13 protein-coding genes are annotated in these 14645 nt (G+C 57.3%); 9 read left to right on the top strand and 4 right to left on the bottom strand.

Annotation, left to right across the window (positions count from 1 at the left end; all coding sequences use genetic code 11):
* The first annotated feature begins 92 nt into the window (after positions 1-92).
* A complete protein-coding gene (locus tag AB9K37_RS03385) occupies positions 93-575 on the top strand; it encodes an ABC transporter permease (RefSeq protein ID WP_369835554.1) in 483 nt (160 codons plus the stop codon).
* On the opposite strand, the gene AB9K37_RS03380 is transcribed toward AB9K37_RS03385, so the two are convergent.
* Complete coding sequence (locus AB9K37_RS03380; RefSeq protein WP_369835553.1) at positions 565-717, bottom strand: hypothetical protein; 153 nt, start codon at positions 715-717, stop codon at positions 565-567. The genes AB9K37_RS03385 and AB9K37_RS03380 overlap by 11 nt on opposite strands.
* 13 nt (positions 718-730) lie before the next feature.
* On the opposite strand from AB9K37_RS03380, the gene AB9K37_RS03375 reads away from it, so the two are divergent.
* The 6 genes from AB9K37_RS03375 to AB9K37_RS03350 all read left to right on the top strand — a co-directional run bounded on the left by AB9K37_RS03375 (position 731) and on the right by AB9K37_RS03350 (position 9026).
* The gene (locus AB9K37_RS03375; RefSeq protein ID WP_369835552.1) at positions 731-1264 is read left to right on the top strand and encodes a hypothetical protein; all 534 of its coding nucleotides are present in this window, start codon (positions 731-733) and stop codon (positions 1262-1264) included.
* 464 nt (positions 1265-1728) lie between these two features.
* Positions 1729-2646 (top strand): CehA/McbA family metallohydrolase, encoded by a 918-nt coding sequence (locus AB9K37_RS03370; protein WP_369835551.1) that lies wholly within the window; start codon positions 1729-1731, stop codon positions 2644-2646.
* Between the two features lie 612 nt (positions 2647-3258).
* Entirely contained in the window at positions 3259-7704 is a 4446-nt protein-coding gene (locus AB9K37_RS03365) for an OmpA family protein (RefSeq protein ID WP_369835550.1), read from the top strand.
* A gap of 422 nt (positions 7705-8126) precedes the next feature.
* Positions 8127-8333, top strand: coding sequence for a cold-shock protein (locus AB9K37_RS03360; protein WP_369835556.1), 207 nt, complete (start codon positions 8127-8129; stop codon positions 8331-8333).
* Positions 8330-8557: a hypothetical protein gene (locus AB9K37_RS03355; RefSeq protein WP_369835549.1), complete on the top strand. Its 228-nt coding sequence runs from the start codon at positions 8330-8332 to the stop codon at positions 8555-8557. Before AB9K37_RS03360 ends, AB9K37_RS03355 begins: the two co-directional genes overlap by 4 nt.
* A 208-nt stretch (positions 8558-8765) precedes the next feature.
* Positions 8766-9026: a DUF982 domain-containing protein gene (locus AB9K37_RS03350; RefSeq protein ID WP_369835548.1), complete on the top strand. Its 261-nt coding sequence runs from the start codon at positions 8766-8768 to the stop codon at positions 9024-9026.
* Between the two features lie 92 nt (positions 9027-9118).
* On the opposite strand, the gene AB9K37_RS03345 is transcribed toward AB9K37_RS03350, so the two are convergent.
* Positions 9119-10516 carry an NAD-dependent succinate-semialdehyde dehydrogenase gene (locus AB9K37_RS03345; protein ID WP_369835547.1) on the bottom strand — a complete coding sequence of 466 codons (1398 nt, stop codon included), beginning with the start codon at positions 10514-10516 and terminating at the stop codon, positions 9119-9121.
* A gap of 573 nt (positions 10517-11089) precedes the next feature.
* On the opposite strand from AB9K37_RS03345, the gene AB9K37_RS03340 reads away from it, so the two are divergent.
* Positions 11090-12784 carry a methyl-accepting chemotaxis protein gene (locus AB9K37_RS03340; protein ID WP_369835546.1) on the top strand — a complete coding sequence of 565 codons (1695 nt, stop codon included), beginning with the start codon at positions 11090-11092 and terminating at the stop codon, positions 12782-12784.
* 71 nt (positions 12785-12855) lie between these two features.
* Here AB9K37_RS03340 and AB9K37_RS03335 read toward each other — a convergent pair whose 3' ends face one another.
* Positions 12856-14157, bottom strand: a complete 1302-nt coding sequence (locus AB9K37_RS03335; protein ID WP_369835545.1) for a calcium-binding protein — start codon at positions 14155-14157, stop codon at positions 12856-12858.
* 130 nt (positions 14158-14287) lie between these two features.
* Here AB9K37_RS03335 and AB9K37_RS03330 point away from each other — a divergent pair, with 130 nt between their 5' ends.
* Positions 14288-14539, top strand: coding sequence for a recombinase family protein (locus tag AB9K37_RS03330; protein ID WP_369835555.1), 252 nt, complete (start codon positions 14288-14290; stop codon positions 14537-14539).
* Here AB9K37_RS03330 and AB9K37_RS03325 read toward each other — a convergent pair.
* On the bottom strand, positions 14464-14645 hold a 182-nt coding region (locus AB9K37_RS03325; RefSeq protein WP_369835544.1), incomplete at its 5' end, for a hypothetical protein. The two genes, AB9K37_RS03330 and AB9K37_RS03325, sit on opposite strands and share 76 nt — an antisense overlap.

The following is a 14645-nucleotide window of genomic DNA, read 5'->3' as shown; positions in this document are numbered from 1 at the left end:
TGAACCTGAAAAACATCCTTGGCCAGATCAAGGCCTACTGTCTTAACTGTCATTGAGTGGCTCCTTTCCTAGCAGTCATTGATAGCTGCACTTTGGCACATTCGATGCCGGTGGAGCAGGAGCCACCCACCTCATCCGGTTTGGTATTCTGGAACCGCCTTGGCGTAAACGCAGGGCTGTTCACCATCATGATGGCCCAACTGACCTTTATCGCGGGCTATCCGATGCTGATCCTGATGGCTCGGCTGCAGCGGCAGCCGGTCGAACTTGAAGAGGCCGCCATGGATCTTGGCGCCAGTCCATTGCGGATCTTCTTCCGTATCACACTACCATTTCTGGCCCCGGCACTGTTCTCGGCCGGCGTCATCGCTTTCATCGCTTCGATGGAGAACTACAACACCACCATGTTCGCCAAAGGGGGCGCATGTAATTTCGCCACAGAGATTGGAGCCATGGTCCGCAATCCAAATGGCCATCCCCCCGTGATCAACGCGGTGGGAACCATCGTGATCCTATTGACGGTCGGCTTTGCAGTCGGGCATGCCTTGCTGAAACGCAAGGAACTTAGGTCTTGATCACCGCACGTTGCCATCCGGCCCTCTTTGATTTGATCCCGCCGCCTGTGCTCGCACGCACCGCTCTGCCAGACTGGCTCAGGTCCATGCCGTCAAAGGCGGTGAGTGCTGTTTTGGGCGACAGGTCGGTGCGAACTGCCAAGCAATGCCCCCCTTTGATTGATGCCCTCTCGACCGGCTTTCTGATCCCCCTGCCCTGCGACATCCATGTCGAGAACGAAGAGCTGTCTTGGAATTGGGAGTTTCCAGCTATTCTGGATGCTCCGATCACGCGCGCACCTTTGGGCGTTCATGTGCCAGAGCAGGCAACTGGCATGCCAGTAGATCTAGAGGGCCGAATGGTTGTGAAATTCACCAACTATTGGGCGCTCGAAGCGCCAGTTGGCTGGGACCTTCTTTTCACTCATCCATTGAACCGAACAGATCTACCCTTCCAGACCCTATCTGGCCGCGTGAGCGCCGATCGTTTCACGCATGGTTATGTTCATTTTCCCGCAGTATGGACCTATCCTGAATTCACGGGCACTTTGCCAAAGGGAACCCCCGTCGCGCAGGTCATTCCTGTGCCGCGCGCGCAGCCAGAGCTAAGCATCAAGCCCATGGACGACAGCGACATTGCACGCAGCCGGGACGTGCAGGAAGCGTTGCAGGGCGCCCCCGGCACCTATCGGAAAATCTACCGCGCCTGACCCCTCATTGCGTATCAGGAAAACGTAAGGGCAAGCTCCCCTTTGACACTCGGGTCAGCGCCTTCAACGCATCGGGCCGCATTGATTTATCCATCAGCAAGGCATCTCGATCCGCGGAGGTCGCCGTACCAAGCTCTGCTCTCACCCGGTATCCCAAGCTCCGCACTTCTGCATCCTGAGGCAAATGGTCGAGCGCCGCCTGGCACCCTGACCAATCCCCGAGCCTGATGCGCAGGCGCGCGAGGCTACGCCAGCCGTCCGTGTCACCGGGTTGCAATACAACCGATCGCGTGAACGCCGCCTCCGCCTCTTTCAGATCCCGAGACATAAATGCACGCCCGAGTTCGAACCGAGCATTTGCGTGATGTGGGTCTGCCGCGACGGCGCGACGAAGCCAATCGCAAATCTCGGTGGATTTACCCTGCGCTTCGAGAGAAAGGCATGGCCAATTTTCGGAGCATATCATGCGCGATCTCTTCACTGCACCCGGCCGTTTCTACCGCGGAAACCTCCATACCCACTCTAATTTGTCTGACGGCATTTTAGACCCTCAAAAGGTCTGCCGCCGATACAAAGCCGAAGGCTATGATTTCATCGCTCTGACAGATCACTTCATTGGCGAATACGGCTACACGATCACGGACACCAAGAGTTTTCGAGACGAGGGTTTCAGCACCATCCTTGGTACCGAGGTGCATTCAGGTGCCATGACGAATGGCGAACTCTGGCATATTCTTGCAGTCGGCTTGCCCGAAGATTTTGCTCCTTCCAATACGCCGGGTTTCTCGCCGATCGATGATCAGGAAAGCGGAGCCGCTCTGGCACGGCGCTGCCGGGATGCAGGGGCTTTTGTTGCGATTGCCCACCCGCAATGGTCTGGTCTGACGATGGAAGATGCCCGTACAAACGATGCCGCCCATGCTGTCGAGATTTACAACCACGGTTGCGCAATGGGGTGTGATCGTCCCGACGGCTGGCACATTGCGGATTTGCTGCTCTCCGAAGGACCAAAGCTCACCGCCATTGCGACCGATGACGCCCACTTTACCGAACCTGATCACTTCGGGGGATGGGTCATGGTAAAGGCATCAGACAACGCGCCGGAAAGCCTGTTAGACGCCCTCAAAGCTGGTCACTTTTACTCCAGCACCGGTCCAGAATTGCGAGATATCGAGTTGGACGACGATGTCCTCGAAATTCGCTGCTCAGCCGCAACTGCCGTAATCGTGCAGGGCTTTGGTTCGGCTGCAGTGGCAAAGCATGGTCACTCTATGACACATGCCGCAATCAGCTTGGATCGGTTCAAGAATTCCGATTGGCTCCGCGTCACCGTCGTGGACGCGGCGGGTAAACGGGCTTGGTCGAACCCCATTTGGCGATAGCACTCCAAGCCATCTGGACGAGTGCGGCACAATCCCGGCATCACGTCAGACCATTATTTGGATGATTGATACCTGCACGCTAAAAAACGAAGGCAAAACGCCTGCTCCGCCACGCTGTAGCGCAGGCACCGCGCGACATTTGGCATTCCTCAAGGGTCAACTCTTGCAGGTTCAGCTTTAGCGCCTCCCTAAGGAACGCAGGTCTATATTGCCGTCGCATTCTGATTGTCAGCATGACGTCATGTGGAATTGCGGCCTAGTACGAACCGGATCAAGCTGACATCTGAACAGGAAAACCTGTTCGTCCTGTTTCCCAATCTACACCGTCTCTCTCAGCAATTGGGCCTTTGGGAGATCCCTCTTACCCCTACGCCCGTGGGCTCTGCAGGCGTCACCAAACGCAAAACACAAAGCCTCCGGGCAAGAAACACACTTAAAAAGCGCGGTATTCCCTCTTCAGCCCCTGAAAAACGGCACGGTAGTGCTGACGTGGCACTGGTTTTCGGATACAACCTAGCGTTGAGTCGCCAATCCTAAGTGACAAAACCCGGGTGCATTATGTTTCGGTTCTTTCTTTCAGTATTTTTGAGTTTTCATGTTTTGGTTTTCGGGATGTCCGCCGGTTTTGCTCAGCGCGCGCTTGAGAATGGCAGCTTCGAAGAGAATGCCCCGCCGTTGAACGGATCAAGCCTCTACACGGTCGCTTGTTCAGGGACGCCGCGGGTTGTGACAACGGGGCCTTGGGGGGCCTATGTTGCCGCGGCAGACATTCCTGGCTGGACCACCTCGGCCAATTTCGATGCGACGGGATGCGGATATTCCGGTGATGTGATGGAGTTTTCGCGCAAAAACGGCGGCGTTGCCCAAGACGGGGATCACTATATCGAGTTGAACTCGACCATTCCCACGGGCGTCAGTCAGGAGATCTGCGTCCGGAATGGAGAGCCCATCGGCTTCAGCTTTTGGCACAAATCTTCGGCCACAACGAACGGCATAGCAGAAACCATCGAGATGGCTATCGATGACGTCGTTATTGCCACCAACACAGCGACGAACAGTTGGACCGAAGTCTCGGGTATCGAGACCTACACAGGGGATTCAGGTCTGGTCAATATTCAGTTCCGCAGCACGTCGCCGCCCCTCGGCAGCGGTTATGTCCTCGAGGGTAATCTCTTGGACAACGTGTCGCTCACCTTTGTTCCAACAGTACAATACGACACAGGCGTCTGGAGCGCGTCCGAAAGCGCTGCGTCGCCCACGGGACCATCCGTCCTTGTGTCGGGTGATGTACCGGCAGGCGGGCTGAGTATCCCAATCTCGATTGTGGGCGGCACCGCCACCGAAGGCGACGACTTTACCTACACCGATACGATCTCTGTGCCAGCAGGCAGCTATTCCGACACGCCGTTCGCGATTAAGCTCACGCTTGTGAGTGACGCGATAAGCGAGGGTAGCGAGACAATCGTGTTCGGAATAGGCGACATGGGGACTGCTGGTGTCGTAGCAGTCGACGACTGTGTGGGAGACCCGGTCGAAACAGCCATATTCACGATCGACGACGTCGCGCCAGCGCTTGATGCGGTCGAAGATACTCCGGCGGCAGTAAACGGTGCCGTTGGTGGGACCATCCCGAACGTGGTGGCGAATGACACCTTGGGCGGGGTCGCAGGCCCGACAATCGGAACCGAAGTCACGCTGGCAGTCACCGGAACTGCGCAAGACGGCACAACCGCGCTTGGGTTGGATGTGGTTCCGGCGGCTGGCGCAATCACCTTTGATGCGGCGACCGGAGAGGTAATCGTGGCCGCAGGCACAACAGCAGGAACCTATCTCTATACCTACGAAATATGTGACGTCTTGAACTCCACCAACTGCGACACAGCAGTCGTGACGATTATCACCGACCCGCAAGCGGCGGTGGCTGTGGACGACACCCCTGCGGCAGTAGATGGCGCAGCAGGTGCGACAATCCCGAACGTGGTGGCGAATGACACCTTGGGCGGTGTGGAAGACCCCGAGATCGGAACCGATGTTACCCTAGCAGTCACCGGAACTGCGCAAGACGGCACAACTGCGCTCGCGCTGGACGTGGTTCCGGCTTCGGGTGGGATCACCCTTGATCCGGCGACCGGCGAGGTAATCGTGGCCGCAGGCACAACAGCAGGAACCTATCTCTTTACCTACGAAATATGTGAAGTTCTGAACCCCACCAACTGCGACACGGCAGTCGTGACGATCGTCACTGACCCGCAAGCGGCGGTGGCTGTGGACGACACCCCTGCGGCAGTAGATGGCGCTGCAGGCGCGACAATCCCGAACGTGGTCGCGAATGACACCTTGGGCGGTGTAGAGGACCCAGAGATCGGTACAGATGTCACCGTAGCGGTGACCGGATTCGCGCAAGACGGCACAACCGCGCTTGGTCTGGATGTGGTTCCGGCTTCGGGCGGGATCACCCTTGATGCGGCGACCGGCGAGGTGATCGTGGCCGCAGGCACGACGGCAGGAACTTATCTTTACACCTACGAAATATGTGAAGTTCTGAACCCCACCAACTGCGACACGGCAGTCGTGATGATTGTCACCGATCCGCAAGCGGCAGTAGCCGTGGACGACACTCCTGCGGCAGTAGATGGCGCGGCGGGCGCGACGATCCCGAACGTGGTGGCGAATGACACCTTGGGCGGCGTCGCAAGCCCGACAATCGGAACCGAAGTCACGCTTGCAATCAGCGGAACTGCGCAAGACGGCGCAACTGCGCTTGGTCTGGATGTGGTTCCGGCTTCGGGTGGGATCACCCTTGATCCGGCGACCGGCGAGGTAATCGTGGCCGCAGGCACAACAGCAGGAACCTATCTCTATACCTACGAAATCTGCGAGGTTCTCAACCCCACCAACTGCGACACAGCAGTCGTGACGATCTCGGTCGGGCCCGCTACAGAGGCGACGATTGAGGCCGTCGATGACGTTCCTGAAGCAATCAGCGGTTCTGACGGTGCGACCATCACGAATGTGCTGGCGAACGACATTCTGGACGGCGAGACGGGACCGACCATCGCGACCGATGTCGTTGTGTACAACAGCGGTTCTTCTCAGAACGGCACCACACCGATCGGCCTAAACGTTGCGCCCGAGCAAGGCGCCATCACGTTCGATGCGTCAAGCGGGGACATCGCAATCGCGTCTGGCACATCGGCAGGTACCTATATCTACACCTATGAAATCTGCGAAGTGCAGAACCCGACCAACTGTGACAATGCTGTGGTGACCATTCGGATCAACCCTGCCGAAATTGATGCTGTTGACGACAATTTTACAGCGTCCGAAGGCTCTAGCGATGTGGCTGGGTCCGCTGGGCCTGTCCTTTCCAATGACACCATCGACGGACTCGCTGTCCCCACCGATGGGTCGCTGACCACAATCACCCTGATCGATGACGGCGGCATGGACGGAGCAACCTTGGGCACCGATGGCGCACTGACAATTCCGGCCGGGATTGCAGCAGGCGCTTATGCCGTGACCTACGAAATCTGCGAAGTCCTCAACCCGACGAATTGTGACCAAGCCACCGCTCAGGTCCGCGTTGCGGAACCTGATCTGCTGGCATTGATCAAAGAAGATTTAACCAAGATTCTAAACGAAGATCGCGCAGCAACGATCATGCAGCAAGCTGCCCGCATGCAGGGCTACTCGGCCGACGGTTTGCAGCGCCTGAAATCGCGCACGGCGACAGCCTGCCAACAGGCGGTCAACATCGAAGCCGCGAAAATCCTCTTTGACACCGACCGAGCTGTCATCAAGCCCCAAAGCGATCCAACACTCGACGAGATCGCGACGATACTTGGCAGTTGCAAAGGCGTTGCCTTCGAAATTGCAGGTCACACGGACAGCAATGCATCGGGGGCGTACAATCTGGACCTAAGCCAGCGGCGCGCCGAAGCGGTCTTGGGGGCTCTTCGGGCGCGCGGGGTGGACACGGATGGGTTTGCCGCCCGGGCCTATGGCGAGAGCGATCCTTCGACCTCCAACGCGACCGAAGCTGGCAGAGCCGAAAACCGCCGCGTGGAATTCCGGATGCTTGACGCGGTGCCCTTGGTGACCACCTGTCAGAATGGCGGAGTCCTGCGGCGGCGTATAAATGGGGATGCGGATGACGACAGTGCTCAGTTCGATGGTGACTTCTATCGTGAAACCTATGACTGCGTGCGAGAGGAATGGACGATCGTCGACAGCGCACTCAGCTTCTACGAAAGCGATGACGGACAGTCGCAACGGCAACTCAACCTGTCGTTCCGCCGCGAACGGTTCACCGACGAAAACAGCCTGCGCGGATGGTTCTTTGGTGTCTATGGCAGTCAGAACGATGTCAGCGGCCTAGCCGATGGCGAAATCGCGGGCTTCGGTCTCAATGGCGGCCTTTACGGAGCAGACCAGCTGAGCAACGGCCTTTACCTTGATTACTATCTCGGGGCCGCAGCGGGACGCCACGAGTTTGACTTGGCATTTGATCGATCCATTGGCACCATCGACGCGGATGGCCATTACACCTATTTCGCGGGCTTTGCTGGGATCGCTGTTTCCGGAGACTTGGATTTCGGAACCGTGACCATGACGCCTCGAGCAGGGCTTGAATATGCCTACTCGCCCGAAGCGGATGTAGAAGTCACAACCAGCTTGGACGACATCACCCAGTATGGGGAATTCAGTCTGAGCGAGGTTTCGGGCGGCCGGGCCTTTGTCGAACTCCGTCATGAATGGAGCATTTGGGAAGGGCTTGGCAGATTTGCTCTTGCGCCGCGCATAGCCTGTTACGAGCCACTTTTCGAAGAGGCTCTGGGGTGTACCTATGGCGGCTACATCGAGGTCGAGCAAGCTGACACAGACAGCCCGCTCGCTTACTACGCGCGCTTGGACATGGAGCGTGGCGAGTCTTTCAACACTGGATCATTTACGGCAGGGATCTCACGCCGCATGCGCCAGACCGTGCTGCGCGCAGATGCGACAGTCGACGCCGAGGGACAGACAACACTTGGCGGTACAGTTGAGATGAACTTCTAAAAGCTGTTCGGAGGAGTTAAATAATCGGCTCCTCCGAATGACCTGTGTTGAGCGTGACCTAGGCCTGCGCGAAACAGTTATCTCGATTGACGTGTCCAGAAACAAACCGACGAAAAACGGCAGTCGGCGCTCGCACACGGCCCCCTCTAAAACGCAGAGCCATAATTGATCCGGCAGGCCAAACGCGCATCACGCTCGAAGCAATCGCGTCCACCACTCCGACTTCACTCATGTGTGCCTGTCATGAAAACTTCACCAATGCCCCCTTGTTAGAAGCCCCCAGAGCCCCCATTTTATCAGAGCTTACGTTATCTCTCTTCGACACGCTGCTGCCGCCTTCGCGGTCCCGGTTGATCGACTTGGATCGACTTTTGCCGGGCTGCCGCAGTCCCGCGGGCAGCATGATCAAGGAGACCACGGATATGGCCAATGGCACCGTGAAATGGTTCAATTCCACCAAAGGTTTTGGGTTCATCCAGCCAGACGACGGCGGCAAAGACGTCTTTGTCCACATTTCCGCCGTTGAGCGGTCGGGCATCTCGCGCCTCGATGACGGACAAAAAGTGACCTACGACCTCGAAAGCGGTCGCGACGGTCGCGCTTCTGCCAGCAATCTCGCTCTGGCATGAGTGACGTGCTGGGAGACCTCCTCGCGGGTGTTCCGGCCCGCGGAGCAAAAGGCCGGACCGCCGGCAGCACTCTGCGCGCAAAAGGCGACGGGCCGGTGACGGCCATCGACAAAACGTCGACCGCCGCTTGGAGCATCCTCGACGAGGAAGCCGAAGCGCGGGCGGAAAAGACCGCTCGGCTCAAGGCCGCACGGCAAGCCCGCGACGGCGGCAAAGCAGAATGATCCCCTTGCCCGGTCGATCCACAGGGTTGATCGGGCAACGGATCCCCTAGATTGGCGCATCGGGTCCCATGCTTTAACAGGCGGATCCAATCACTGCGCAGCGAGATTTTTTTAGAATAGCCCCCTCCCCCGATGGGTCGGGGCGCGGCGTTGGACGCGTTAGGCACGATTGCCCGCTCCGCCGAGACGACACACTAAGGTTAAAGATATGATGGAAATTCAATGGGGTCAGCCGATGGCCCTGGTCACGCCCCAAGATGGCAGCATCGAACATTTCAGCACGATTGAAAAAGCGCGCTACTGGTTGAGCCGCAAGTGGCCGACCAAAGACTCCAATCGTGATGCGGCGCTGGCGCAGATTGATGCTGCGATGGAGTGCATGACCCCCGTAGAAGAGGCGCGTCACGCATTCCTCGTGGCAGCGTTGTCGGCTGGATATCGCCCCGAACACCAACACGAATTCGCTTGAAAAGGGCGCGGCCAATTGCAGCCGCCCCATTTGATTGACACCAAAAAGGCGGAGGCATCGTGGCCCCCGCCTTTTTTCTTTTTCATTTCGCCTTAGCCAGGCAACGTGATGGCCTTGGCGTTGATGAATTCGGTCATACCAAAGCCGCCGTGTTCGCGGCCATAGCCACTGTCCTTCACACCACCGAACGGCATTTCCGGCGTGGCAAGGTTGAAGTGGTTGATAAACACCATTCCCGTGTCGAAATGCGTTTTGGCCAACTCGTGCGCGCGCTTTTCGTCACGGCTAAAAATGCCACCACCCAGACCAAAGCGACTGTCGTTGGCAATGCGCATGGCGTCTTCGTCATCCTTGGCGCGGATAACCGACGCGACGGGACCAAAGAGTTCTTCGTCATAGGCTGGTTGCCCGGGCTTTACGTCGGTCAGCACGGTCGCGGGATAGTAATAGCCGGTGCGCTCTGGCATCTCGCCGCCAACCGCAATCTTGGCCCCCTTGTCCACGGATTTCTTGACCTGATCATGCAGTGTCTCGCGCAGATCCTTGCGCGCCATCGGACCAAGGTCAGTATCCTCTGCGGTGGGATCGCCGAGAGTCACATGGCCCATCGCCTTGACGTAGCCTTCGACAAAGTCATCATAGACCTTGTCCGCCACGATAAAGCGTTTGGCGTTCACGCAAGTCTGCCCGTTGTTGTAAATGCGGCCCGCAACGCAGGTTTTCGCCGCCAGTTCAATATCCGCGTCCTCTAGCACCAGATAGGCGTCGTTCGAGCCTAGCTCCATCACGGTTTTCTTCAGGTGCTCGCCAGCTTTGGCGGCGATGATGCTGCCGGACTTGGCGCTGCCGGTCATGGTCACGCCGCGCACCAACTTGTGGCCGATAAGTTCGTCCGACTGGTCGTGATCAATGAGCATGACAGTGAACAGGTTTTTGGGCAGACTAGCCTCTTCGAAAACCTCTTTCAGCATCAGTCCAGAACCCGTGCAAATCTCTGCGTGCTTCAGCAGGACACCGTTACCCGCCATCAAGTTCGCGATTGCGTAGCGTACCGCTTGGTAGGCAGGGAAATTCCACGGTTGGATGCCGTAAATAACGCCGATCGGCGCCTTGGTGATCGTACCCTTGCGCCCGTCTTGCAGATCGCGCGTCTCATCGGCCAGAACCTCGGGGCCTGCCTCTGCGGTCCAGTCGCAAATGGCAGCACACAGATCAATCTCGTCGCGGCTGTCCTGCAAGCGCTTGCCCATTTCTTGGGTCATCAGCTTGGCGAACTCTTCCTTGCGATCACGCAGCTTCGCGCCGATCGCTTTCAGAACCTCGCCGCGATCCTTGTGGGACTTCAGGCGCCACTCTTCGAAAGCAGCGTGACATGCCTCTAGCGCCGAGATCATCTCGTCATCTGACATCAACGGATAGGTGTCGAGCACTTCTTCCGTGGCCGGATTGGTGGTGGTCATAGCGCGGTCGGGACGATGCGAGTCCTTCATGAGATGTCCTTTCGTAATTCAATGTCTGCGGCCCCAACGTGCCTGTCCCAAAGCACGTTCCTTGGACCTCGATCACGACCGGTTGATTGCCAATTTTCGCGATCGCGCTAGGGGCGAAAGGGCCAACGGATCGCAAACCTGCCGTGCTCAAACAGGTTATCTTCGCTGTTGCTGCCTGCCTCGAATGAGCCTGCGGACATCGCGTATATCTGCATGGCTGGGAGACCAGATCAGAGACGGACACAGCCTTCCGGAAATGGATGCACTTCTACCACCATCGGCGCACTCGTTCGGCTCTTGGCGACCAGCCGCACTGACACGACCCGCCACTAGTGGCGGAGCCGATCATACCAGAGCAGCATCTGCGGCTGACCTACGACGATGCCTAGTCCAAATCTCGGGCGGCCTATGCATGGCAAAACAAGCGCCTTACTGAGGTTTCACAACCTTCATAGCATATCCCAAAGCATAACCCCTGCTAGTCAAATGCCTCACGGCGGCCAGCCTTCCGAAGCGGTGTCAACAAAACCATCAGCGATATGTCCTCCTGCGGATTTGCAAGAGGATGAGACCATGGCGCTTGACACTGGCCTTGAGCCCAACAACGAACTGAATACTCTGCTCGCAACGGATGCGATGAGTCTGCTCGGCAATCCAATGATGGTTGCTGATGCGGATTTTGTTATTCGCTATGTCAACGATGCGGCGCTCGCGATGTTTGCGGCGATCGAGGATGACATCCGCCGCGACCTGCCCGACTTCCGCGCCAAAGAGGTGCTCGGGAAAACCATCGACGTATTTCACAAAAATCCCGTGCACCAACGCCGCATTCTGGACGCGCTCAAATCGCCCCACGTCGGGAAATTCACCATCGGCGGAAAAAGCCTGATGTTTCGCGCGTCACCCAAGTTTAGTCCGGATGGCAAGCTAGCCCTGATCCTTGTGGAATGGCAGGACCAGACGGAAATCCTGCGGGATCGCTGGCAGCTGGACGAGTTGATCCGCCGCGTCAACGGCATGGCCGAACGCCATCTGGACGGCTTCATCAATGACTTCATCGCCCACGAGGATCTGGATGACACCTATGGCCAAGTAGGCCGCCGGGTAAACCAAATGGTTCAGGACCACATCAACACCAAGAAATCGATCATCGCCTGCATGAACGCCTTTTCCCGTGGCGACTTCGAGTATGCGTTCCCGCCGCTATCTGGTGACCGCGTCTTTATCAACGAAGCCATCGAGGAGATCAGGAGCGCATTTTCCGGCGTTGTCTCTGAAATCCAGCGCCTGTCCGCTGCCATCGTGAACGGCGATCTGGATCAGGATATTCGCCCCGAAGCCTTCGACGGCGCCTACCGCGAGATCATTTCCAGCTTTGCCCAAGCGGTCGAAGGGTTGAACAGACGTTTCGGTGATATCAAACATCAAACGAGCATCACAACAAACGGGGCTGACTCGGTGAGCGACTCCGCCCAAGCCCTTGCCGCGTTGGCCCAAGAGCAGTCAGCATCGATTGACCAAATTTCCGCTTCGATCGAAGAGACCGACAATCTGACGGCCGCAAACTCGCAGTCGGCGCAATCCATGAGCGCCTTTGCATCCGAAACCCGCCAGATTTCAGAGGATGGTAGAGAGCGGGTGGAGCGCATGCATCACTCAATGCAGGAGATTGCAAGCGCTTCTCAAGACATCAGCAAAATCATCAAAGCCATTGATGAAATTGCGTTCCAGACCAATTTGCTGGCTCTGAATGCAGCGGTCGAGGCCGCACGCGCAGGCAGTCATGGCCGCGGATTTGCAGTCGTCGCGCAAGAGGTTCGCAGCTTGGCCGGCAGATCAGCGAAAGCAGCGAGCGAAACCGCTGACCTGATCGATACCACGTCTCGATTGGTCAATGACGGTGTAAATTCCGCTGTCGAGACACGCGAAGCCTTTGGCACAATTGCCGAAAACATCGCAAAGCTCGAGAGTAGCACGACGGACATCGCTGAATCTTCGATGCAGCAGTCCAAGGGCGTCAGCCAGATCGCCATGGCTGTCAACGAGCTGGCAAAGATGGGGCAAGCGGCCTCTGCACAGTCCGAACAGCTGGCGGGCACATCGCGAGAGCTGAACGATTCAGCCAAAACGATGTCGCGTATCCTGGACCAGTTAACCTTGAAACAGCGTCCCCACGCGGTTTCTGAGGCCGAGACCATAACGATCGGCAATCAGCAGTTCAGCCGATCTCAGATTGCGCAACTGCTTGCCACGATGAATCGTCAGTAGACCCAAAAGTAAAGAGCAGGCCAATCACTCGGCCTGCTCTTGATCGCACGGATTACAGCGATCCGATGAAATCAGAAGACAAAGTCGCTTTGATCCAATTCACCCACGGTGACACCGTTCAATAGGATCGACGTCGTTCCGAACTCGACCAGAGCGTCGCTTCCATCATTTGCCGAAGAGATCGCTAGGTCATCAAAGTCGAGACCCAGATTGCTCAGGCTGATCAGGTCCATGCCATCCTCGAAGTCGGTGATCGTGTCGTTGCCTTCGCTCAGGTCGTTATAGACGAACTCGTCCCAACCCTGACCCCCGCTCAGCACGTCGCCGCCATTGCCGCCCGTCAGCACATCGTCCCCTTTTTGACCACTCAGCATATCGCGGCCCGCGCCGCCGTTCAGCGCGTCATTGCCTTGGTTGCCAAACAGCATGTCATTGCCTTGCCCGCCGTTCAGATCGTCCGCGCCAAGGTTGCCGTACAAGTGGTCACCGCCGTCACCACCAAACAAGCGGTCTTGGCCCTGATTGCCAACCAAATGGTCCGCACCGTCATCACCCCGCAGGACGTCATTTTCAGTACGACCAAAGAGCATATCGTCATCTGCGCCGCCGCGAATACGGTCGCTTCCAGACCCACCATAGACGGTGTCATCGCCAAGACCGGCGTCGTAAATGTCATCTCCCGCCCGGAGACGTTCGAAATCAGACGCACGCTCGAACTGATCCTCGAGGATATCCAAAGCCTGCTCTTGGGTGGTCATCTCGATCTCGCCAGACGCCACAGGCAGAAAGCCAACGAAGCCGTCCTGCGTGCCGTCGATTTCACCCTCGGTTCCGGCGCCAAAGCCGGCGCCTACGTTCTGACCATGAAGCACGATTTCACGGTTCACCAAGGGCATTAGATCATCCGCAGTATAATCATTCCCGCTTACAGGGCTGCCAAAGTTCGAGTCGTCGCCAAGGTCAAAAGACTGAATGTATGTCAGCGTGCCGTCCGAACGCGTAGTAGGCAGAACGCCATCACCGTCTGTTAGTGTCAGAATGATGTCGCCATAAGCGGCAAGGCCCTCGAGAACCTCGATGAAGCCGTCCTGATCCGCGTCATCAGACACAACAGGCATCCGCGCGTCGGTCGGATTACCATCTTCGTCGAACGTACCGTGGATGTGCTGTGCGTGCTGGACGTTCGGTGTCAAACCAGCCGCATTGATCGAAACATTCAGATAGCGTGTGCCATCCTCTTCTGTATTTACAGCGAGCAGGACATCGCCTGTCACGCCAGAGTTGTTCATCGCTGCCAGATCAAGTGTCCAGAAGGCATCTGCACCATTCAAAAAGGTGTTATACGATGAATAGGATGATCCTAGATGGGCCATGGTAACGCGCTCCTCCAATATGTACCAAGTACCCTCTTCACGGCCCCAGAGCGCGAAAAGTTTCCCTACTCCTGACACTTAGTCGTGAGAAAAACTGACTGGACAAGGCGAGTGCGCGCACTAAGCGCAGATCTTCAAGCCAGCAGGCCAAAGCCCCCGAAACATCGTCGGCTCCCTCGATGGCGAAGGGATTTCCCCCTCGAGCAAGTACTGGGGGGGCTCGACCATTTATGGCAGCCGGAAGCGGGGCACCGGGATCCTGAACAATGAGCTCTATATCGGGCGCCAGGTCTGGAACCGGCAAACCTACGTCAAGGATCCTGCCACCGGGAAGAGAGGTGGTCGCAGAATTTCGGACCAGAGTTTAAGATGGGTCGCCTGATGAAAGAGACGATCTACAATGGCAAAGAGAAAGAACCACTCACCTGATTTCAAGGCGAAGGTCGCCTTGGAAGCGATCCGCGAAGAGATGACGCTGGCTGAACTGT

Origin of the sequence: Donghicola sp. XS_ASV15 (assembly GCF_041224595.1) — a bacterium.
GTDB lineage: Bacteria > Pseudomonadota > Alphaproteobacteria > Rhodobacterales > Rhodobacteraceae > Donghicola.
Note: the sequence above shows the minus strand (reverse complement) of the source record. Positions and strands in the feature narration are given on the sequence as shown.

Excerpts from the sequence above, each read along its gene's own strand:
- AB9K37_RS03360 (WP_369835556.1), top strand. The coding sequence starts at position 8,127 with ATGGCCAATGGCACCGTGAAATGGTTCAATTCCACCAAAGGTTTTGGG.
- AB9K37_RS03335 (WP_369835545.1), bottom strand. The coding sequence starts at position 14,157 with ATGGCCCATCTAGGATCATCCTATTCATCGTATAACACCTTTTTGAAT.
- AB9K37_RS03340 (WP_369835546.1), top strand. The coding sequence starts at position 11,090 with ATGGCGCTTGACACTGGCCTTGAGCCCAACAACGAACTGAATACTCTG.
- AB9K37_RS03350 (WP_369835548.1), top strand. The coding sequence starts at position 8,766 with ATGATGGAAATTCAATGGGGTCAGCCGATGGCCCTGGTCACGCCCCAA.
- AB9K37_RS03345 (WP_369835547.1), bottom strand. The coding sequence starts at position 10,516 with ATGAAGGACTCGCATCGTCCCGACCGCGCTATGACCACCACCAATCCG.
- AB9K37_RS03365 (WP_369835550.1), top strand. The coding sequence starts at position 3,259 with ATGTCCGCCGGTTTTGCTCAGCGCGCGCTTGAGAATGGCAGCTTCGAA.
- AB9K37_RS03370 (WP_369835551.1), top strand. The coding sequence starts at position 1,729 with ATGCGCGATCTCTTCACTGCACCCGGCCGTTTCTACCGCGGAAACCTC.
- AB9K37_RS03355 (WP_369835549.1), top strand. The coding sequence starts at position 8,330 with ATGAGTGACGTGCTGGGAGACCTCCTCGCGGGTGTTCCGGCCCGCGGA.